At 72.2% G+C, this 20,548-nt stretch carries 16 protein-coding genes and 2 pseudogenes; 10 read left to right on the top strand and 8 right to left on the bottom strand.

Annotated features, from left to right (window positions below):
* The first annotated feature begins 33 nt into the window (after positions 1 to 33).
* Positions 34 to 1,386 carry a glutaminase A gene (glsA, locus tag LWJ43_RS31215; RefSeq protein ID WP_277335524.1) on the top strand — a complete coding sequence of 451 codons (1,353 nt, stop codon included), beginning with the start codon at positions 34 to 36 and terminating at the stop codon, positions 1,384 to 1,386.
* Positions 1,387 to 1,390: 4 nt separating this feature from the next.
* On the opposite strand, the gene LWJ43_RS31220 is transcribed toward glsA, so the two are convergent.
* Positions 1,391 to 2,200, bottom strand: a complete 810-nt coding sequence (locus LWJ43_RS31220) for an endonuclease I family protein (RefSeq protein ID WP_277335525.1) — start codon at positions 2,198 to 2,200, stop codon at positions 1,391 to 1,393.
* 213 nt (positions 2,201 to 2,413) lie between these two features.
* On the opposite strand from LWJ43_RS31220, the gene LWJ43_RS31225 reads away from it, so the two are divergent.
* Both LWJ43_RS31225 and LWJ43_RS31230 read left to right on the top strand, forming a co-directional pair.
* Positions 2,414 to 2,626 (top strand): hypothetical protein, encoded by a 213-nt coding sequence (locus LWJ43_RS31225; RefSeq protein ID WP_277335526.1) that lies wholly within the window; start codon positions 2,414 to 2,416, stop codon positions 2,624 to 2,626.
* A 69-nt stretch (positions 2,627 to 2,695) separates the two neighbouring features.
* Complete coding sequence (locus LWJ43_RS31230) at positions 2,696 to 3,853, top strand: methyltransferase (protein ID WP_277335527.1); 1,158 nt, start codon at positions 2,696 to 2,698, stop codon at positions 3,851 to 3,853.
* 6 nt (positions 3,854 to 3,859) lie between these two features.
* Here the strand turns inward: LWJ43_RS31230 and LWJ43_RS31235 are convergent, their stop codons facing one another.
* Complete coding sequence (locus LWJ43_RS31235; protein WP_277335528.1) at positions 3,860 to 4,291, bottom strand: hypothetical protein; 432 nt, start codon at positions 4,289 to 4,291, stop codon at positions 3,860 to 3,862.
* Positions 4,292 to 4,594: 303 nt separating this feature from the next.
* On the opposite strand from LWJ43_RS31235, the gene LWJ43_RS31240 reads away from it, so the two are divergent.
* The gene (locus LWJ43_RS31240) at positions 4,595 to 6,841 is read left to right on the top strand and encodes a serine/threonine-protein kinase (protein ID WP_277335529.1); all 2,247 of its coding nucleotides are present in this window, start codon (positions 4,595 to 4,597) and stop codon (positions 6,839 to 6,841) included.
* A gap of 34 nt (positions 6,842 to 6,875) precedes the next feature.
* Here the strand turns inward: LWJ43_RS31240 and LWJ43_RS31245 are convergent, their stop codons facing one another.
* Complete coding sequence (locus tag LWJ43_RS31245) at positions 6,876 to 7,502, bottom strand: DinB family protein (RefSeq protein WP_277335530.1); 627 nt, start codon at positions 7,500 to 7,502, stop codon at positions 6,876 to 6,878.
* 149 nt (positions 7,503 to 7,651) lie between these two features.
* Here LWJ43_RS31245 and LWJ43_RS31250 point away from each other — a divergent pair, with 149 nt between their 5' ends.
* Positions 7,652 to 9,226, top strand: coding sequence for a phytoene desaturase family protein (locus LWJ43_RS31250; RefSeq protein ID WP_277335531.1), 1,575 nt, complete (start codon positions 7,652 to 7,654; stop codon positions 9,224 to 9,226).
* Positions 9,227 to 9,547: 321 nt separating this feature from the next.
* On the opposite strand, the gene LWJ43_RS31255 is transcribed toward LWJ43_RS31250, so the two are convergent.
* From LWJ43_RS31255 to LWJ43_RS31265, 3 genes are all read right to left on the bottom strand, one after another.
* Positions 9,548 to 10,192, bottom strand: a complete 645-nt coding sequence (locus LWJ43_RS31255) for an SIMPL domain-containing protein (protein ID WP_277335532.1) — start codon at positions 10,190 to 10,192, stop codon at positions 9,548 to 9,550.
* 27 nt (positions 10,193 to 10,219) lie between these two features.
* A complete protein-coding gene (locus LWJ43_RS31260; protein WP_277335533.1) occupies positions 10,220 to 12,094 on the bottom strand; it encodes a serine hydrolase in 1,875 nt (624 codons plus the stop codon).
* 386 nt (positions 12,095 to 12,480) lie between these two features.
* Positions 12,481 to 12,921, bottom strand: coding sequence for a VOC family protein (locus LWJ43_RS31265; RefSeq protein WP_277335534.1), 441 nt, complete (start codon positions 12,919 to 12,921; stop codon positions 12,481 to 12,483).
* A 490-nt stretch (positions 12,922 to 13,411) separates the two neighbouring features.
* On the opposite strand from LWJ43_RS31265, the pseudogene LWJ43_RS31270 reads away from it, so the two are divergent.
* The 3 genes and pseudogenes from LWJ43_RS31270 to LWJ43_RS33150 form a co-directional block, all read left to right on the top strand.
* Positions 13,412 to 14,908, top strand: a pseudogene (locus LWJ43_RS31270) (acyl-CoA synthetase); the annotation flags it as partial.
* A gap of 446 nt (positions 14,909 to 15,354) precedes the next feature.
* The gene (locus LWJ43_RS31275) at positions 15,355 to 15,855 is read left to right on the top strand and encodes a sortase (RefSeq protein ID WP_277335535.1); all 501 of its coding nucleotides are present in this window, start codon (positions 15,355 to 15,357) and stop codon (positions 15,853 to 15,855) included.
* 100 nt (positions 15,856 to 15,955) lie between these two features.
* Positions 15,956 to 16,861 carry a class F sortase gene (locus tag LWJ43_RS33150; RefSeq protein WP_462100924.1) on the top strand — a complete coding sequence of 302 codons (906 nt, stop codon included), beginning with the start codon at positions 15,956 to 15,958 and terminating at the stop codon, positions 16,859 to 16,861.
* Between the two features lie 34 nt (positions 16,862 to 16,895).
* Here the strand turns inward: LWJ43_RS33150 and paaK are convergent, their stop codons facing one another.
* Positions 16,896 to 18,185 carry a phenylacetate--CoA ligase PaaK gene (gene paaK, locus LWJ43_RS31285; protein ID WP_277335536.1) on the bottom strand — a complete coding sequence of 430 codons (1,290 nt, stop codon included), beginning with the start codon at positions 18,183 to 18,185 and terminating at the stop codon, positions 16,896 to 16,898.
* Positions 18,186 to 18,245: 60 nt separating this feature from the next.
* Positions 18,246 to 18,741 (bottom strand): annotated as a pseudogene (locus LWJ43_RS31290) (DUF1348 family protein).
* On the opposite strand from LWJ43_RS31290, the gene LWJ43_RS31295 reads away from it, so the two are divergent.
* Together LWJ43_RS31295 and LWJ43_RS31300 are read left to right on the top strand one after the other, a co-directional pair.
* Entirely contained in the window at positions 18,652 to 18,981 is a 330-nt protein-coding gene (locus tag LWJ43_RS31295; protein WP_277336078.1) for a hypothetical protein, read from the top strand. The pseudogene LWJ43_RS31290 and the gene LWJ43_RS31295 sit on opposite strands and share 90 nt — an antisense overlap.
* The gene (locus tag LWJ43_RS31300) at positions 18,978 to 20,507 is read left to right on the top strand and encodes an alpha/beta fold hydrolase (protein ID WP_277335537.1); all 1,530 of its coding nucleotides are present in this window, start codon (positions 18,978 to 18,980) and stop codon (positions 20,505 to 20,507) included. Before LWJ43_RS31295 ends, LWJ43_RS31300 begins: the two co-directional genes overlap by 4 nt.
* Positions 20,508 to 20,548: the final 41 nt, after the last annotated feature.

Raw genomic sequence — 20,548 nt, forward strand, 5'->3', positions numbered from 1 at the left:
GGCAAGGCCCGTGCTGAGCCCGGCGGGCAACCCGTGAGCGCCTCGGAGGCCGTGACGGACGCGCTGCGTGAGCTGCACGGACGCTTCGCCGGTGTGCACGAGGGCCGACGGGCCGACTACATCCCGGAGTTGACCAGGTCGGACCCCGGTGACTTCGGGCTCGCCCTCGTGAGCATGGACGGGCACTCCTACAGCGCCGGCGCGGCGGACACCCCCTTCACCCTGCAGTCGGTGTCCAAGCCCTTCGTCTACGCCCTCGCGCTGGCCTCGCTCGGCCTCGACGAGGTGGGCCGCTGGGTGGGCGCCGAACCGAGCGGCGAGGCGTTCAACGCCATCAGCCTGGAGCCCGGCACCGGGCGGCCGGCCAACGCGATGGTCAACGCCGGCGCCATCGTGACCACCGCCCTGGTCCCCGACAGCCGCGAGGACCCCGCGTTCCGCCGCATCCTGACCTGCCTGAGCCGGTTCGCCGGGCGGAAGCTGGACGTCGACGAGGACGTCTACGGCTCCGAGGCGGCGACCGGGGACCGCAACCGGGCCCTCGCCTATCTGATCCGCAGCACGGGAACCCTGCCCGTCGACCCGGTGGCGGCGGTGGACACCTACTTCCGGCAGTGCGCGGTGCGTGCCACGGCCGTCGACCTCGCCGTGATGGCCGCGACCCTGGCCTACGGCGGTGTCAATCCGGTCACCGGGGAGCGCGTCGTCTCCCCCGGGGTCGCGGCCCAGGTCCTCGCCGTCATGGCGACCTGCGGAATGTACGACTCGTCCGGCGACTGGCTGCTCAGGGTCGGACTGCCCGCCAAGAGCGGGGTCTCCGGCGGTCTGCTCGCCGCCGGCCCGGCCCGTTTCGGCCTGGCCGCCTACAGCCCGCTCCTGGACGCGTCGGGCACCTCGGTCCGCGGCCACGCCGCGCTCGGCGCCCTCTCGGAGCGTCTCGGGCTCCACCTGATGAGGAACCCCGCCCTTCCCGGCTCCACCGTCACCCTGGTCACCACGGCCGATGTTCTGGCCTCGGCGCCGTCCGGCCGGCGGGAGCGCGCGCTGCGCGGGCGCGTGGGTGTCGTCGCCGCCCAGGGGGCCCTCGACTTCACCGCCGCCGAGCGTGTGCTGTACGCACTCGACGAGTCGGGCTCGGAGGACGCCGGCCCCGTGGTGCTCGACCTGCGGGAGGTGACCGGCGCCGACTCCGACGCCCTCGCGCTGCTGCACGCCGGCCTCTCGCGGCTGGCGCGGGAGGGCCGGCGGGCGGCCGTCGTCGATCCGGGCGACCGGCTGGGTCCCCCCGATCTGATCCGTGAGCGGACCGGACAGGACCTGCCGCGGTTCGGCTCCCGCGAGGAGGCCGCCGAGCAGTGCGCCCGGGCCGTGGCAGGTCCCGGCTGAGCCCCTACCAGATGGCCTCGACCCACTCGGGGTGGTCGATGAAGGGGTTCCGGTTGTGCTGGAACCGGTCGAATATGACCTCGTTGCGGTTCTTCTCGAAGCTGTCCGGCGGGTCCTCCTGGCTCCACTGCTTCAGCACGGAGAGCCGTCCGATGTTCGGGGCCGACCCGTTGCTCACGCTGTCGTTCGGCTCCAGGTCCGCGAAGGCGTCGTCGCCCTCGTAGCGCACCGCCATGTAGAGGATCATCCGGGCCACGTCCCCCTTGACCGCGTCGCGCGGTTCGAAGGAGTCGCCGTCGGTGTAGTTGCCGGGTGCCCCCGAGACGGCGCTGCCGCCGTTGTCGAAGTCCTTGTTGCCGCGGATGGAGTTCACCTGCACGTCCTCCGGGCGCAGGTGGTGGATGTCGGTGCCGGGGCCGGTCGCTGTGCCGAAGTCGCCGTGGGACTTCGCCCAGACGTGCTCGCGGTTCCAGTCGCCGGTGTCGCCCCCGTTCTCGCTCTTGGACTGGGAGCGGCCGGTGTACAGGAGGATCACGTTGGACGAGTTCGCGGGGTCCTGGTCCGTCGCCTTGAGGGCGTCCCAGACCTGGGTGTAGGAGAGCTTGGTCTGGTCGCTGATGATCGTGTGCAGCGAGCTCTTGAGCGCGGTTCCCGTCTTGCCGAGGGCGTTTTGGTAGTAGGTGTCGTCGAGCGCGGCGGCCGGGGCCGTCGCGGGGGTGGCGGCGGGCGCGGTGGCGGCGACGCCGGTGAGTACGACGATCGAGGCGGCTGTCGCGAGCAGTGGACGCGCGTAGAAACGGTGACGACTGGACATGTGGGGTGTCCTCTCCGGGGGCGACGGAACGGGGTCGTGAGGGCCGGGCGTTGGCTGTTCGGTCGGGAGCCTTCCACACGCACGGTGCCGGTCGTGTGAACGTTGCGTATTCATCATGTGCAAGTCAAGTGACAGCTGATCCGTGCCCTCCCGGACATCGGATGCGCGGACGCCGACCCGGCGCGAGAATTGCCGCAAGGACGAGGAGGCGGTATGAGCGAAGAGTCCGAATCCCTATCCGTACCGGCGCCGGAAGCACGGGGTGTGACCCCCGACCGTCTGCTGCACACCGGCGGCAACGATCAGCCCACCGCGGAGGACCTGGTGCTCGCCTCCGGGCGGGATCTGACCCCCGAGAGCCTGGAGTGGGCACAGCGCAGGCTGTCGGAGGAGGGCCGCTCGGCCATGGACAAGCGGCTCCCGTAGAGCCGTGCGACATCCCGGGGCGGGGAGCGTGCGAGGCGCTCCCCGCCCCTCGGCTAGCCTGAACGCAATATGAACCGTTTGACGACGTCACAGGGCGAATTCGATCTCGCCCGCCATCCCGAGAACCCGCGCGATCCGCTCCGTGCGTGGGACGCCGCCGACGAGTACCTGCTGCGGCACCTGGAGGGAGCGGAGGGGGGCGATCCCGTCCGTACCACCGGCACCGTCGCCGTGGTCGGCGACCGCTGGGGAGCCCTCGCCACCGCGCTGGCCGCACACCACCCGGTCCTGATCACCGATTCGTACCTCGCGCGGCAGGCCACGCGTGCCAACCTGGCGCGCAACGGAGCCGACCCCGGCTCCGTGCACGTCCGGTCGGTGCGCGACACCCCGCCCGAGCGCGTGGACCTGCTGCTCGTGCGGGTGCCCAAGAGCCTCGCACTCCTCGAGGACCAGCTCCACCGGCTCGCACCCGCCGTGCACGCCGGTACGGTCGTCATCGGTACCGGCATGGTCAAGGAGATTCACACCTCCACCCTCAAGCTGTTCGAGCGCATCATCGGGCCCACGCGCACCTCCCTCGCCGTGAAGAAGGCGCGGCTCATCTTCTGCACCCCGGACCCCGCACTGCCCAGGACCCCCAGCCCCTGGCCGTACCGCTACGAACTGCCGGGCGACGTCGGGGTGGTCTCGGGCCGTACCGTCACCAACCACGCCGGGATCTTCTGCGCCGAGCGTCTGGACATCGGCACCCGCTTCTTCCTGAAACACCTCCCGCAGCGGACGGGGCCCGACCGGGTCGTCGACCTCGGCTGCGGGAACGGCGTGGTGGGTACGGCCGCCGCACTGGCCAATCCCGACGCGCATGTCACCTTCACCGACGAGTCGTACCAGGCCGTCGCCTCCGCCGAAGCGACCTTCCGCGACAACACCGGGCCGGAGGCCCAGGCAGACTTCCTGGTCGGCGACGGTATGGCCGACGTGCCCCCGGCCAGCGTGGACCTGGTCCTCAGCAACCCGCCGTTCCACTCGCACCAGGCGGTCACCGACGCCACGGCCCGGAACATGTTCCACGGAGCGCGTTCCGCCCTGCGCCAGGGCGGCGAACTGTGGGTCGTCGGCAACCGGCACCTCGGCTACCACACACAGCTCCGCCGGATCTTCGGCAACTGCACCACCGTCGCCGGTGACCCGAAGTTCGTCGTCCTGCGGGCCGTCAAGCGCTGATCCGCCTCAGGGGAGGTCGTCCCGGCCCAGCCAGGACGGCACCTCGGGCACCTGCGCGTCCCAGGCGGGCGGGAGGCCGGGACCGGGTCCGGGTTCACGTGGGCGGGGAACAGCCTCGGCCTGCTCCGGGGCGTCCGGCTGCTCCTCCACCGGCTCGGGCGCCGCACTGTCGTACACCTGCTCGGCCACCGTGAACCGGCAGTGCCAGGGCTGCCAGACCCCCTCGACGACCAGCAGGAAGCCATCCGCCTCCCGGTACAGGGCCCGGTTCTTCGGGTTGGCCGGATGGACCGGCTCGAAGCGCTCGGCCCGGATCCTGAGGGCCGCGAGCGCCTCCTCGCGGGTGCCCTCCACATGGTCGAGCACGCCGACCGACCACATCCGTCCCTGCCGGCCGTACCCGAGGTTCTGTTCGACGACCAGTCCCCACCTCGGCACGGCCCCACCCCTCCCCGGAACACGCGCGGTTGCGGTATGCATGTGAGCGCGCCGGGTCGCCATCCTACGAGTCATGATCCTTCCGGCACCACCGCACCCGGCACCACGACCGGCCACCCGGTCCGGCCGGATCGCCGAACGGAAGGCACCAGCCGTCGAACGATCCGGACCCGCCGACCGTGGACCGCCGTCCGCGCGGCAGGCCCGCCCCGTACGAACTCCGCGGACAGGCAGCCATACTGGACGGGCCGGGGCGGGCGCACCAGTAGTGGGCGGCGGAACAAACGGGGGCGACAACAGGCGATGGCGGACACCAGGCTGATCCAGAGCCGGTACCGGCTGCTCGATCTGATCGGGCGCGGAGGCATGGGCGAGGTGTGGCGTGCGCGCGACGAGTCGTTGGGCCGGCAGGTGGCGGTCAAGTGCCTGAAACCGATGGGGCCCCAGCACGACCAGGCCTTCACACGCGTCCTGCGCGAGCGCTTCCGCAGAGAGGCCCGGGTGGCCGCGGCGCTCCAGCACCGCGGGGTCACCGTCGTCCACGACTTCGGTGAGTCGGACGGTGTCCTCTACCTCGTCATGGAGCTCCTGGAGGGGCGCAACCTCAGCCAGCTCCTGGAAGACAACAAGCAGCACCCGCTGCCGGTGGCCGACGTCGTCGACATCGCGGAACAGGTCGCGGACGCGCTCGGCTACACCCACCGGCAGGGCATCGTGCACCGGGACCTCAAGCCCGCCAACATCATGCGGCTCGACGACGGCGCGGTGAAGCTCTGCGACTTCGGCATCGCGCGGCTCGGCCACGAAATCGGCTTCACCTCCCGCCTCACCGGGACCGGCATCGCCATGGGCACCCCGCACTACATGTCGCCCGAGCAGATCAGCGGTGGCGAGGTCGACCACCGCAGTGACCTCTACTCCCTGGGCTGTGTGCTGTACGAGATCGCCACGGGTGTACCGCCGTTCGACATGGAGGACGCCTGGTCCGTGCTCGTCGGGCACCGCGACACCGTCCCCGAGCCGCCCCGCAGCCACCGCGCCGAACTCCCCGGGTACTTCGACGAGGTCGTCCTCGAGCTGCTGGCCAAGACCCCGGACGAGCGGCCGTCCGACGCCGGTGACCTCCGGCAGCGCATCACGCTGGGGCGCACAGGCGAGCAGCCGCAGGCCGGACGGGTCCGCCTTGCCCCTCCCGTCCCCGTGGCGCGGGCCGGAGGCGCGGAGCCCGGACTCCCCTCCTGGACCCGCGACATGACCACCGGCCACAGGGCCGTCGGCGCGGGGGGCCCCGCGACGGCCGCCGTCGAGCACGCCACCCCGCTGACCGTCGCCTGGACCAGCGGGGCGGGGCAGGCCCTCACCGGCGGCATCCCCCTCGCGGGACCGGGCCGCCCCACCCCTTCTCCCGGGCTGCTCGCCACGCTGGCCGGCCGGCACAGCGCGGGACTCGACCTGGGGCGGCTGGGCCACTGGGAGGAGGCGGGCGACGTCCACCGAGCTGTCGCCACCGAACGCGAGCACGCGCTCGGCCCCGACCACCCCGACACCCTCGCCAGCAGGTACGAGGTCGGATTCACCCTCATCCGCACCGGCCACGCCACCGACGCGCTCAGGGAGTTCGGCAGGGTCGCCGACGGCCGCGAACGCACCCTGGGCCCCGACCACCCCGAGACCCTCGCGGCCCGCCAGGAGACGGCGTACGTCCTGGGCCGGCTCGACCGGCACTTCGAGGCCCACCAGATCTACGCCGCGGTGCTCGCCTCGCGGGAGCGCTCCATGGGGCCGGACCACCCCGACACCCTGCGCTGCCGCCACAACCTCGCCTTCAACCTGAGCAGACTGGGCCGCCTCGAGGACTCGTACCGCATGGCCCGGGAGGTCGCGGACGCCCGCGGCCGTCTGCTCGGCGCGGCGCATCCGGACACCCTGGTCACGCTGTACGAAGTGGCGTACACACTCGGCCGGCTGGGCCGCTGGACCGAAGCCCTGGAGACCTACCGGGACGTCGCGCGGGCCCGTGCCACCACGCTCGGCGCCGACCACCCCGACACACTGTCCGCGCGCTACGAGGTGGGCATCAGCCTCGGCCGGCTGGGCCGCAGCGCCGAGGCCCTGGAGCTCTACCGCACCCTGGTCGAGGACCGCACCCGGGTCGGTGGTCCCTCCGACCCCGAGACGTTGCGCGCCCGGCACGGCCTGGGAGTCAACCTGGGCCGGCTGGCGCGCTGGGACGAGGCGCTCACCGAGTCGCGCGAGGTCTGCGCCCTGCGGGAACGCACCCTCGGAGCGGGCCACCCCGACACGCTCGTCAGCCGCCGGGAGGTGGCCGTCGGGCTGGGCTGGCTCGGCCGCTGGACCGACGCGCTCACCGACTACCGCACGGTCGCCGAGATCCGCGAGCGGACCCTGGGCCCCGACCACCCCGACACCCTCGCGAGCCGCAACGACGAGGCGCACTGCCTGGAACAGCTCGGCCGCGGAACGGAGGCGGTGGAGGTCTACCGGAGGGTCGCCGACCTGCGCAGGCTGCGCGGGGTGCCGCCGCACTGACCACCGGCCCGTGCGGCAAAGGACCCACGGGCCGTCAGGCCGCGCCGCCCCGCGCCCGGTAGAGGTCACGCAGCAGCGCGATCTCGGCCCCGTGGTGCAGCACCTCCTGGTTGACCCACCACACGGTCTCCAGGAAGGGATCCTCCGGATCGCTGCCGTACGGGTAGGTGCTGTACCCGACCGTGTCGAGCGCCGCGTCGTCGGCGCCCAGCAGCGCCGCACGCCATGCGGCCGCCGAGGCGCCGAAGTCGGCGAGCGCCTCCGCCGCGTCACCCGCCACCCGGTAGTCGTCCCGGGTCATGCCGTGGCCGCCCGCCGTGTGATCGGCGCGCAGGGCCAGCATCTCGCTGAGATGGCTCAGACGCCACGCCAGTGTGGTGAAGGGCGGCGGTGAGGGGTGCGGGAACGGCGCTGTGTCACGCCCCCATCCGCCCGCACCCGTCAGGAAGGTCGCGTGCGGCCCGGGGCCCGCACCGCGAGGACGGACCGACCAGCAGTCCGGCACCGGCTCCCACAGGTACTCCTCGTCGGTCAGTGCCGGGACCGCCACGTCCGTGCCGTTGCCGCTGTCCACGAACGGCCCGGCAAGCCGGTTCCCCAGGCGCTCGCAGGACAGGTCGAACTGGTCGAGCAGCGGTGCCAGACGGGCGGGGACGCTCATGGACTCTCCTGTGTCGGGCGGATCGACGCGGCCGCGGGCACCCTCGCACAGGCGTGAGCGCGGCGACCAGCGGATTCCCGAATCCCGGGCACGGTCCGCCACGGTCCCGCGCCCTGTCCTGAGCCGACCGACGCGTGTTACGAAGGAGCATGTCCGCAGACGAGACGCCCTCAGCCGGTACACCCGCACACGACTCCTACGACGTGGTCGTCGTCGGCGGCGGCCACAACGGCCTGGTCGCCGCCGCCTACCTCGCCCGGGCAGGGCAGAGCGTCCTGGTCCTGGAGCGTCTCGGCACCACCGGGGGAGCGGCCGTGTCGACCCGGCCCTTCGACGGCGTCGACGCCCGGCTCTCCCGCTACTCCTACCTCGTCTCGCTCCTCCCGCAGAAGATCGTCCGGGAGCTCGGCCTCGACTTCGCCGTCCGCAAGCGGACCGTCTCCTCGTACACCCCGGCCGTGCGCGGCGGCCGTGCCACCGGGCTGCTCGTCGGTGGCGAGGGAACCCGGGACTCCTTCACGGCCCTCACCGGTGACGGCCGTGAGTACGAGGCCTGGCAGCGCTTCCACGGGATGACGCGGCGGGCCGCCGAGCGGGTGTTCCCGACCCTCACCGAACCGCTGCCGTCCCGCGAGGACCTGCGTGCACGCCTCGACGACACGGGCGCCTGGCGGACGCTGTTCGAGGAGCCCATCGGCGTCGCCGTCGAGGAGAACTTCGCCGACGACCTCGTACGTGGTGTCGTGCTCACCGATGCCCTGATCGGCACCTTCGCGGACGCCCACGACCCGTCCCTGGTCCAGAACCGCTGCTTCCTCTACCACGTGATCGGCAACTCCACGGGGGACTGGGACGTCCCGGTCGGCGGGATGGGCGCGCTCACCGACGCCCTGGCCGGCGCGGCCCGCGCGGCCGGCGCCGAGATCCGGGTCCTGCACGAGGCGACCCGCATCGACACCGACGGCACCCGCGCCGAGGTCACCGTCCGCTCACCCGACGGGGAGCGTGCGGTCGGCGCGCGCCGGGTCCTGGTCAACGCTTCTCCGCAGGCCCTGGCGGCGCTGCTCGGCGAGGAGCCGCCCGCGCCGGCCGAAGGCGCCCAGCTGAAGGTCAACATGCTGCTCACGCGGCTGCCGAGGCTGCGTGACCGGTCCGTCGACCCGCACCGGGCATTCGCCGGCACCTTCCACGTCGCCGAGGGATACACACAGCTGGCCACCGCCTACCGTGAGGCCGCCGCCGGACGTCCGCCCACCGCCCCGCCCTCCGAGATCTACTGCCACTCGCTGACCGACCCCTCGATCCTCGGCCCCGACCTCGCGGCCCGCGGCTACCAGACCCTCACCCTGTTCGGCCTGCACACCCCCGCCCGGCTCTTCGCCGCCGACAACGGGACCACGCGCGACGCACTGCTCACGGCGACCCTGGCCGAACTCGACGCCCACCTGGAGGAGCCGGTCCTCGACTGCCTCGCGCTCGACGCCGACGGCAGGCCGTGCATCGAGGCGAAGACCCCTCTGGACCTGGAGCGGGACCTGAGACTGCCCGGTGGCCACATCTTCCACCGCGACCTGTCCTTCCCGTACGCCACCGGGGAGACGGGCCGCTGGGGTGTGGAGACCGCGCACGCCAACGTCCTGCTGTGCGGGGCCGGCGCGGTGCGCGGGGGCGGGGTCAGCGGGGTGCCCGGCCACAACGCCGCCATGGCGGCGCTGGGCCGGTGACCGCCGCCCTACCGCCCGAAGACCCCGCGCAGGAATTGATCCGGGGGCGCCTTCCGTTGCCCCGTTCCGCGGGCCCGCTCGCCGCGGAGTCCGGCCATCCGCACCGGGGAGGGTCCGGTCGACTGCGACGACGATGACGGGCAGTCACCCTCCGCGGCCAGCGGCCAGGTGGCCAGACTGCGAGGCGGTGAGGGTGCGAGGCGGTGAGGGTGAGGCGGCGACATGGATGCGGAACGTCTCCAGGAAGAGAGGTCCGCGCTCGCCGCTCCACACCGCGGCGTGCCCGGCCCCGCGCACCGTGACGCCGCAGACCCTGCGCCCTCAGCCGCCGATCAGGGAGAGGCCGAGGACGACCCCGGCGGAGACGGTCACCCTGCCAGGCGTGAGGTCGCCCTCAGCGCCACCGCCCTGGTGGCTGCTGTGGCTGCGGTAGCTCTGCATCGGTTCGGCGTCGACGTCCTTGATGTGGATCACGGGCCCGAGGTGCACCCCGGCCGCCTCCGCGTACAGCGCGGCCTTCTCCCGGGCCGCGGCGACGGCAGCCGTACGCGCACGGGCGCGCAGTTCTCGCTTCGCGCGCACGTCGAACTCGACCCCCTGGACCTCGTTGGCCCCGGCGTCCACGACGTCGACGAGCACCGACTCCAGGGTGTCCAGCTCGCGCAGTTCGATCACGAAGGACGCCGTGCACTCGTAGCCCAGGAACGTGCGGTCGTTGCCGTAGCTCCACTGGGACGACAGGTTCAGCCTCGACGTGGACACGGCCGTCTCCGGGACCTCGTGCCCGCGCAGGACCTCCCGGATCCGGTTCACCCCGGCCCGGGTCGCGGCGAAGGCCTCGCCCGGCTTGTTCTTCGTCTGCGATATAGCGACGCGGAGGCGTGCCAGGTCCGGAGCGGAGTCCACGCTCGCCGCTCCGAACACCGACACGCCCCACGGGCTGGCTATGGACTGGGTTCCGTTCATGCCGGACATCCAACCAGCCGGACCGGCTCAATCGGAGGAAACGGTCCAGCCCGTCGCCTCGATGCGTCCGGCGTCGCCGGGCCTGTTGCCGTCGAAGAGCGTCTGCCCGCCGTCCTCGACCCGGACGTCGTCCACGTAGGCGCCGCGTCCGACGTACAACTGGTCGGTGACGTAGCGCCAGCGGAGCCGTACTTCCGTGCCCCGCCAGGTCCCCAGGTCCGCCTCGACCCGGTGCCACACGCGTCCCGACCAGCCGGAGACCGAGCCGTCCGGATGGGGCAGGGGCTTTCCGGCCCGGCCCTCCTGCTCCTGCAGGGAGGTGAAGGGCACGGCCTGCCATGTCCCCCCGGAGTCAGACGAGGCCTCCAGATGGAGTACGTCCGAGGCAGGCTCGGTGTCCCACCAGAGGGCGCAGCTCATCATCGTGCGTGAGGTGACCGGGCGCAGCGCGGGCAGTGCGAGTGTCGCGGTGGTGGCGCCGGCCATGCCGGAGAACCAGGCGGTACGGCCCCGGGCAGGGCGGACCGGCACCGCGCGCGCCATCCGGTTGGCCGTCGCCACCCGCGGGGCGCTGCCCGAACGCCATGTGCGCACCGGATGGACGGAGTTGCCCAGCACGATCAGGAACGAGTCGGTCGTCGGGTCGAGGACCAGGCTCGTGCCGGTGAAACCCGTGTGTCCCGCCGTGCGCGGTGTGGCCATCGCCCCCATGTACCAGTGCTGGTACAGCTCGAAGCCCAGCCCGTGCTCATCGCCGGGGAACGCGGTGTTGAAGTCGGTGAACAGGAGTTCCACGGACTCCTCGGACAGGATCCGGGCCCTGCCGTAGACACCCCCGTTGAGCAGGGTACGGGCCAGCACGGCCAGGTCCCAGGCGCACGAGAACACACCCGCATGGCCCGCCACCCCGCCCAGGCTGTACGCGTTCTCGTCGTGGACCTCGCCCCAGACCAGACCACGCTCCAGCCCCGACCAGGGCAGCCGTGCGTCCTCGGTGGCCGCGATCTTCGGCTTCCACGAGGCCGGCGGGTTGTACCGGGTGCGGTGCATCCCGAGCGGAGCAGTGATCTCCTCGCGGAGCAGGACGTCCTGGGAGCGGCCGGTGATCTTCTCGAGGATCAGCTGCAGCGAGATCAGGTTGAGATCGGAGTAGAGGTATTTCGTGCCGGGCGCCGCCGCCGGAACCTCGGCCCAGAGCAGGCGCAGCTTCCCTTCACGGGTCGGCTCCTTGTAGAGCGGGATCCAGGCCCGGAAGCCGGACGTGTGCGTGAGCAGCTGACGCACCGTGATGTCCTGCTTGCCGCCCCCGCCGAACTCGGGGAGGTAGGACGCGACGGGCGCCTCCAGCTCCAGCGTGCCGCGCTCGATCTGCTGTACGGCGAGGATTGAGGTGAACAGCTTGGACACCGAGGCCAGGTCGAAGACCGTGTCCTCGGCCATCGCGATCTGCTGGTCCGGCGGGAACTCGACCCCTGTGTCGGTCGTCTCGTCGTACGCCGCATAGCGCACCGCCTGTCCGATCGGCCGGTGCAGGGCCACGGTGCCGCCGCGGCCGGCGAGCAGGACCGCTCCCGCGTACCAGGGGTGCGCGGGGGAGTCCGCGAGGTACTTCTCCGCGTCCGTGACGAGCAGGTCGAGCTGGTCCGGCAGCAGCCCGGCGCGCTCGGCCGGCCCGCGGCGCAGTGTCGGCCGGCCCCGCCCTGATCCCATACCCGTCCCGGTTCCCGATGCCGCGCCCGGAGCTCCGCCGCCCGGCGGCTCCGTACCCCGCTCGACGCCGGCCGCCGCCCCGGCGGCCCCGGCGAAGGGGATCGGGGCGAGGGCGAGTGCTCCGCCCAGCGCCAGTATCCCGCCACCCATCCTCCGGCGGCTCAATCCCCGCCCCGACACGTCACCGGCCATCCGGAAACCCTTCCCCTCACGTCGAAAGCGCCTGCGCGAAAGTAACTTTCGAAATCTCGTACGGTGATGAAACTTCCTGCCGAAGCAGAGGTTACTGTCACCGCGGCCACTCGTGGGGTCCCTGGGGTCACAAAGAAACTGACGAAACGTCAGCTCGAGGTTGGAGCGCAGTCGTCCGGCCGCCAGGCCGACTGGTGGCAGCTGCCGTCGGTGGAGCCGGCCCGTGCCCGCTGCGGAGCCGGCGCGCAGGACGTTCCGTCCTGCGCCCCTGCCAGGCGAAACCGACGACGGCCCGGCCGGTCGAGGCGACGAGCGATCCAGGCCGTTGCCGAGGAACGGGACGTGACGCCGCAGTCCCGTCCGGTTGCCGGTGCTGGTCCCTCTTCTCAGTCCAGTTGCTCGGCCAGTCCGACGATGATCCCCTCCGGACCGCGGACGTAGCAGAGCAGATAGCTGTCCTCGAACCGGGCGATCTCGCCGACGAGTTCGCCGCCGTGAGGGCGTAGTCGGGCAACGGTGTCCTCCAGGTCGTCGACGGCGAACATGACACGGTGCGTGCCCAGAATGTTGTGGGGCTGGTTGCGCGGCCCGGTACGGAGCGCGGCGGGGCTGCGGTACTTCGCCAGCTCGAGCCGGCTGTGACCGTCCGGGGTCCGGACCATCGCGATGTCACAGTGGACGCCGTCGAGCCCGGTGCACTGATCGGCGAAGAGGCCCTCGACCTCCGCCCTGCCCTCCAGCTCCATACCGAGTTCCACGAAGAACGCGATGGCGGCATCCATGTCCTCCACGACGATGCCGACGTTGTCCATCCGCTGAACCGCCATGCCGGTGACTCCTTCCTCCTCGTACGGCCGGTGGTGGCCGCTGACGTCCCTGGGACGGAGCCGGTGGCACGTTCTCGACATCCGCACACCATCGAACACCGAGAACTCGGATCGCGCCTCGACACCACTACCGCATACCCGCCAGCCGGGCGCCACCACCGAGGTGGGTGCGGCGCAGACGGCCACTTCCCGTCGGTCGACGGCATACCTTGACCGACGATCAGATGATGCGGGAGTCGAATCCGTGATCCTGAGCGATCCGGAAGCTCTCGTCCGCGGTGTCTCGGCGTCGGGTCAGGAGGCCTGATGTGCTGGGGGCGAGCGGCGGGGGCGTGAGGCTTCTCCGGCACGGTGACGAACCGGGTGCAGTCGCTTGCCGGGCCGGATTGCCTCTCCCCGCGTCCGGCCGGACCGTCGTCCCGGGCAAGGGGGCCGACACAGACGTTCCGGGCCCTTGACCCTCGGCCCGCCCGCCGCACAGGATCACGCCATGACAGGTGTTCGGAGCAGCACAGTAGACGGAGTCGTGACGCGAAGCGCACGGCGCACTCCAGGGCGCACCGCCGTACGGTACGCCGAGCGGTCCTGGACCTATGCGGCCCTGGACGAGGCGGTCAGTACCGCGGCCGCCGTGCTGACCACCGCACACGGACTGCGCCCGGGCGACCGGGTCGCCTCCTACGCCCACAATTCCGATGCGTACCTCATCGCCTACCTGGCCTGCGCCCGGGCCGGACTGGTCCATGTGCCCGTCAACCAGAACCTCACCGGCGAGGACCTGGCGTACGTCCTCCGTCAGTCCGGCAGCGCACTCGTCCTCACCGACCCGGGCCTCGCCCCACGCGTCCCGGCCGGCCATGCCGTCCGGCCGCTGCGCGACGCACCGGACTCCCTCCTCGGTGAACTCGACACCCCGCGGTCCTTCACCCCGGAGCGGGAACCCGGCGCCGACGACCTGGTCCAACTGCTCTACACCTCCGGCACCACGGCCCAGCCCAAGGGTGCGATGATGACGCACGGTGCGCTGGTCCACGAGTACGTCAGCGCCGTCACGGCGCTCGACCTGCGTGCCACCGACCTGCCGGTGCACTCGCTGCCGCTCTACCACTCCGCGCAGATGCACGTGTTCCTGCTGCCGTACCTCGCGGTGGGCGCCGAGAACACCATTCTCGACGCCCCGGACGCCGGGCGGATCTTCGACCTCGTCGAAGCGGGGCGGGCGGACAGCCTCTTCGCGCCGCCGACCGTCTGGATCGGTCTCGCCAACCACCCGGAGTTCGCCACCCGCGAGCTCTCCGCCCTGCGCAAGGCGTACTACGGCGCGTCGATCATGCCCGTGCCCGTCCTGGAACGCCTGCGTGAGCGGCTGCCGGAGCTGGCGTTCTACAACTGTTTCGGCCAGAGCGAGATCGGCCCCCTCGCCACGGTGCTCGGCCCCGACGAGCACGAAGGGCGGATGGACTCCTGCGGACGGCCCGTACTGTTCGTCGACGCGAAGGTGGTCGACGAGCACGGCAAGGAAGTGCCCGACGGCACGGCCGGTGAAGTCGTCTACCGCTCCCCCCAGCTGTGCCAGGGCTACTGGGACAAACCGGATGAGACCGTCGAGGCGTTCCGCGACGGCTGGTTCCACTCCGGTGACCTCGCCGTGCGCGACCCCGAAGGCTATTTCACCGTCGTCGACCGTGTGAAGGACGTCATCAACTCGGGCGGTGTGCTCGTCGCCTCCCGGCAGGTGGAGGATGCCCTCTACACACACCCCGCGGTCGCCGAGGCGGCCGTGGTGGGACTGCCCGACGCACGCTGGATCGAGGCCGTCACCGCCGTCGTCGTCCTGCGGGGCGAGGCCTCGGAAGCAGAGCTCATCGAGCACGCCCGGGGGAAGCTGGCCCACTTCAAGGCCCCGAAGAAGGTTCTTTTCGTCGACGAGCTCCCGCGCAACGCCAGCGGAAAGATCCTCAAGCGGGAACTGCGCGACCGGTTCGCCGACGCCGACGCCGACGCCGACGCCGACGCCGACGCCGACGCCGACACTGGCTCCGACTCCGACTCCGACTCCGACTCCGGCACTGGCTCCGCGGCCACCGTGGGTCCCGGCTCCGGCTCCGCCGGCGCGGCGGATCGGCCGACGGCCTGACCGGTGTCACGTCCCGGGGGGCCGCCGTCGTGGTCGGGATCCGGTCAGCGGTGCGAGGCGGTCACGGCCGGCGTACCCCGTTCGCAGTCCTGGGCGTGACTCCTCCTCAGTTGGCCGCCGGACTCGGGTGACCTGCGCGAACGGCCCGCGGGCTGATCAGCCTTGAGCCTGGCCGGGTGACGAGCGGAGTGGAGCCTCGTGTTGCACAGGTGACGCGCTGTCGGTTGCCTCGGGGACGGAGCACAGCAGAGGTGCCGCGCAGACGGGCCGGACCCTGCTCCCGTTGGAGGAACCACATGCGCAACACACGCATCGGTGCGGGTATCTGTCTGGCCGTAGTCTCTCTCGCTCTGGCGGCCCCGGTCGCCGGAGCTGCGGCCGGCCCGTCCGGTGAACAGAGCATTCACATCAGCCCGGCCAAGGCCTCACCGGGCTCGCAGGTCACCGTCAGCACCAGAGCCTGCGGCAAGGAGACCTACGGCAAGGGAACGTCGGTGGCAGGAGGGGCCTTCCACCTCTTCGCCGGCGACCGGGAGGGCGTCCTCGTCGGTGTGTTCGACATCCCCGCGGGAACCCGACCCGGCACCGACACGGTCACGGTGAAGTGCCCGCCGCGGATCAAGATCACGGACACCTACCGGATCGTCGAACGCGCTCCGAGCGGCGGGGTCGACGCGGGCTTCGGGGCGCCCACGGACCAGGGCACCCAGCTCGCCGCGGGCAGCGTCCTGCTCGCGGCAGCGGCGGCCGGGGGGGTGGTCAGGCTGCGTCGCCGGAGCACCGGGTCACGCATCTGAACAGAGAACGTACGAGTCCTGTCCGCGGGCCCGGAGTGCCGTACCGGCCCGGGCCCGCGGGCGCACCGACCACACCCGCCGCGAAACAGAGGCACATGCGATGGACACCGGGCGCACGACCAGCACGTCCTCCCAGCCGTTCCCGGCGGTCAGACACATCGTCTGGGCGCTGGCCGTCGGCACGGTACTGGTGATCAGCGGTACGCGCCACGAACGGCCGCCCCTGCCGCCGAGCGCCGGGACCGAGGCTCCCGTGGCGCCCACCGGGTCCACCGGCCGCCCCGCGGCGCCCGCGCAGGCGCTCGCCTACCTGGCCCCGCGACGTCCTGTGCCCGAACCGCCCTCCTACGTCAGCCGGTCGTCCGTGGCACCGGCGCCCCTGTCCCTGCCGCCGCTCCGTCCGGCCCCCTTGCGTCCCTTGCGGACCGGCCCCGCAGAGGCCGGCCCCGCAGAGGCCGGCCCCGGAGAACTCGGCCCGGCCGGCGCTGCCCCCGCGACTCAGGTACCCGCGCTCAGTGCCGAAGCCCCGAAGTCCGCCGTGCGTCCGCTCACCCCCTCGACCCCGCTCCGGCTGCGGATCCCGGCGCTCAGGGTGGACGCTCCGATGATGAAGCTCGCTCTGAACGCGGCCGGGGCCCTGGAAGCGCCGCCCGACGACAACCCCGTGCTCGCCGGCTGGTACGCCGGAGGAACGGTCCCCGGGGCCGTGGGCACGGCCGTCACGGCCGGGCACGTGGACACCCGTCTGGGACCCGGTGTCTTCCACCAGCTGGGGGCCGTGCGCAAGGGCGCCTCCGTCGAGATCGTCCGCGCCGACGGGCGCACCGCCGTGTTCACGGTCTACGCCGTCGAGGTCTACGACAAGAAGGCCTTCCCGGACCGAAAGGTCTACGGTCCCTCGGCCCGGCCCGAACTGCGGGTGATCACCTGCGGGGGCGACTACGACAAGAAGACGGGCTATCAGGACAACGTCGTGGTCTTCGCCGCCATGACCGCCGTGCGCTGATCACCCCGGCCGGCCCGGATGGCTCGACCGTGCCTCACCCGCCCTCCCGCAGGTCGGCGATCCGCCTGATCTTCCCGACCGACCGCTCCAATGTCTCCGGATCGACGATCTCGACCCCGACGCTCACACCGACCCCGTCCTTCACCGCCGCCGCGATGGACAGGGCGGCTGCCTCGCGCTCGGCCGTCGTCGCGCCGGCCCGCGCCTCGGCCCGCACGGTCAGTGCGTCCAGCCGCCCCTCCCGGGTCAGCCGGAGCTGGAAGTGCGGGGCCACCCCCGGGGTCCGCAGCACGATCTCCTCGATCTGGGTCGGGAAGAGGTTCACCCCACGCAGGATCACCATGTCGTCACTGCGTCCGGTGATCTTCTCCATCCTCCGGAACGCACGGGCCGTACCGGGCAGGAGCCGTGTCAGGTCCCGTGTCCGGTAGCGGATCACCGGCATGGCCTCCTTGGTGAGCGACGTGAAGACCAGCTCGCCCTCCTCGCCGTCCGGCAGGACCTCGCCGGTGAACGGGTCGACGACCTCCGGGTAGAAGTGGTCCTCCCAGATGTGCAGGCCGTCCTTGGTCTCGACGCACTCCTGGGCGACACCGGGGCCCATCACCTCCGAGAGCCCGTATATGTCGACAGCGTCGATGGCGAACCGCTCCTCGATCTCGCCGCGCATCTGCTCGGTCCACGGCTCGGCGCCGAAGATGCCCACCTTCAGTGACGTCGTACGGGGATCGACCCCCTGGCGTTCGAACTCGTCCAGCAGGGTCAGCATGTACGAGGGCGTGATCATGATGATCTCGGGACGGAAGTCCTGGATCAGCTGCACCTGGCGCGCCGTCATGCCCCCGGAAGCCGGAATGACGGTGCAGCCGAGGCGTTCCGCTCCGTAGTGAGCCCCGAGGCCTCCGGTGAACAGCCCGTACCCGTAGGCCACATGGGCTTTGTGGCCGGGCCGCCCGCCCGCCGCCCTGATCGACCGGGCGACCACGTCCGCCCAGGTGTCCAGGTCGCGCTCGGTGTACCCGACGACCGTGGGCCGGCCGGTCGTGCCGCTGGAGGCGTGGATGCGCCGCACCCGGTCCTCGGGAACGGCGAACATCCCGAACGGGTAGTTGTCGCGCAGGTCCGCCTTGACGGTGAACGGGAAGCGGGAGAGATCGCCGAGCGTCCGGCAGTCCTCGGGGCGCAGCCCCGCCCCGTCGAAGGCCGCACGGTAGAAGCCGACGTTCTCGTAGGCGTGCCGGAGCGTGGCCCGGAGCCGCTCCAGCTGCAGCGACTCGAGTTCGTCGCGGCCGAGCCGCTCGCCGGCGTCCAGCAGCGCGGTCATACGGATCACTCCCTCGGCGAGCGGCGACCGACCATTCGGTCGCCTCCTGGGAGCAGTAATTCAGGAGGCGGGGGGTTCTGGCAAGGGGGAGGAGCAGCCTGTGGACAACTCCTGATCAGAGGCCCGGCTCGGTGACCCGGGGTGATGGTCCGGCCACGCCCCGCCTGCCCGTGGAATCGTCGGCCGGCCCGCTCGATCGGTCGTCGTTGATCGACGCGTCACGCACCCGCACGAGCCCGCGGTCGTCGCATTCCCAGTCCTCGTTGCCGTGGGCGCGGTACCGGCGGCCCGCGTCGTCGTGCCCCTCGTAGGCGAAGCGCACGGCGATCCGGCTGCCGTCGTGCGCCCACAGTTCCCTGACGGGACGGCAGTCGAGCTCGCGGGCCCACTTGCGCGTCAGGAAGCCGACGATCACCTCCCGTCCGGTCACACACTCCGGGCGGTTGCGCCGGCGTGCATCCGGTGTGTGGACGAGCGCGACCCTCTCCGGGGCACGGGTGTTCCAGGCGTCCTCGACGCGACGGACGACTCGGGCGCCGACATCGCCCGGCCCCACACGGCGGCCTTCCGCGCCTACGCCACCGGCCTGCTCGTGGCGGTGGGACGGCCGGAGGAATCCGCCCTCGCCCACGTGCACCTCGCCGAGGGCGTGATGGTCACCGCGGCCGTCTCCGGAACGCCCGAGCCCGCGCGGCAGGCGGGGCGAGCGGCCGCCCGGCTCCTGGCGGACAGCACCGTCAGCTGCTTCGCTGTGGGCGTACGCACCCGCGACGGGCCGTCCGGCCTGTTTGGATGACATCCACGCCGGTCTTCAGCACGTACGACGGAACCGAACTCGCCTACCACATGGTGGGCGAGGGCGAACCTCTGATCTGCCTGCCCGGCGGCCCCATGCGGGCCGCCCGCTACCTCGGTGACCTCGGGGGCCTGTCCCGGGTGCGGCAGCTGGTGCTGCTCGACCTGCGGGGCACCGGGGAATCAGCTGTCCCCGAGGATCCGTCGACCTACCGCATCGACCGCCTCGTGGACGACGTCGAGGCGCTCCGCGCCCACCTCGGCCTCGAACAGGCCGATGTGCTCGGCCACTCCGCCGCGGGGGAACTCGCGGCACTCTACGCGGCGAAGTACCCGCAGCGGCTGCGCTCCCTCACCCTCGTCACTCCCGCGACAGGCACGCTGGGCCTCCCCGCCACCGACCAGGACCGGCGCGACGCCGCAGCGCTGCGCGCCCACGAACCCTGGTACGCCGAGGCCAGGGCCGCGCTCGACGAGATCCAGGCCGGACGGGGCACCCCCGAGGTCTGGGCCGGCGTGAGGCCCTTCATGTACGGCCGCTGGGACGCCGCCGCCCAGGCGCACGCCGCCGAATCCCCCACGCAGCGGAACGCCGTGGCCGGGTCGCTCCACTACCCGGAGACCGGCCTGGACACCACCGCCGCCGTCGCGGCGCTCCGGGAACTGCCGGTGCCCGTGCTCGTCCTCGCGGGGGAGTACGACGGCGGACCCACCCCCGACCGCGCGGCGGAGCTCGCCGCGCTCTTCCCGCACGCGGAGTTCGTGGTCCAGCGGGGTGCCGGTCACTTCCCGTGGATGGACGGCCCCGGTGACTTCACCCGCGCCGTCGCCGCCTTCCTCGATCCCGGCGTCAGCAGCGTCCAGGCGGGAGGGGTCCGGCTCGCCCACCGCACCTGGGGCGACCCCTCCGCCCCGCCTGTCGTGCTCGCGCACGGGAGGGGCGGGAGCAGCCTGGACTGGACGGGAATCGCCGAACAGCTCGCGGCCCGTCACCGGGTGTACGCCCTCGACTTCCGGGGACACGGCCTCAGCGACTGGCCGGGGCGGTATTCCTTCGAGTTCTTCCGCGACGACCTGCACGCCTTCCTGGAGGCACGCAACCTCTCCGGCGCCACGGTGATCGGACACTCCATGGGTGGCGTGGCGGCGCTGCTCCTGGCCGAAGGACACCCGGCACTGATCGGGGCACTGGTCATCGAGGACGCGCCGCTCCTGCTCCCGCTCGACCCGCCCCGCCCCCCGGCCGAGCGGCCGTCGGAGGAGCTCGGTTTCGACTGGCGGGTCGTGCCGTCCATCGACGCCCAGCTGAACCACCCGGACCCGGGGGCACGGGAACGGCTGGGCGAGATCACCGCCCCCGCACTCGTCGTCGGAGGATCCCGCAGCCACATCGACCAGGTCCAGCTGGAGTGGACGGCCCGGCAGATACCCGGAGGGCGGTTCGCCTCCGTCGACGCCGGTCACCTCGTGCACGCCGACAACCCGGAGGCGTTCCTCGCCGCCCTCAGGTCGTTCGGGATCGGCTGACCGGCACGGCGGGCCCCGCGGGGCCCGCCGACGGCACCCGC

Origin of the sequence: Streptomyces sp. JH34 (genome assembly GCF_029428875.1) — a bacterium.
Lineage (GTDB): Bacteria > Actinomycetota > Actinomycetes > Streptomycetales > Streptomycetaceae > Streptomyces.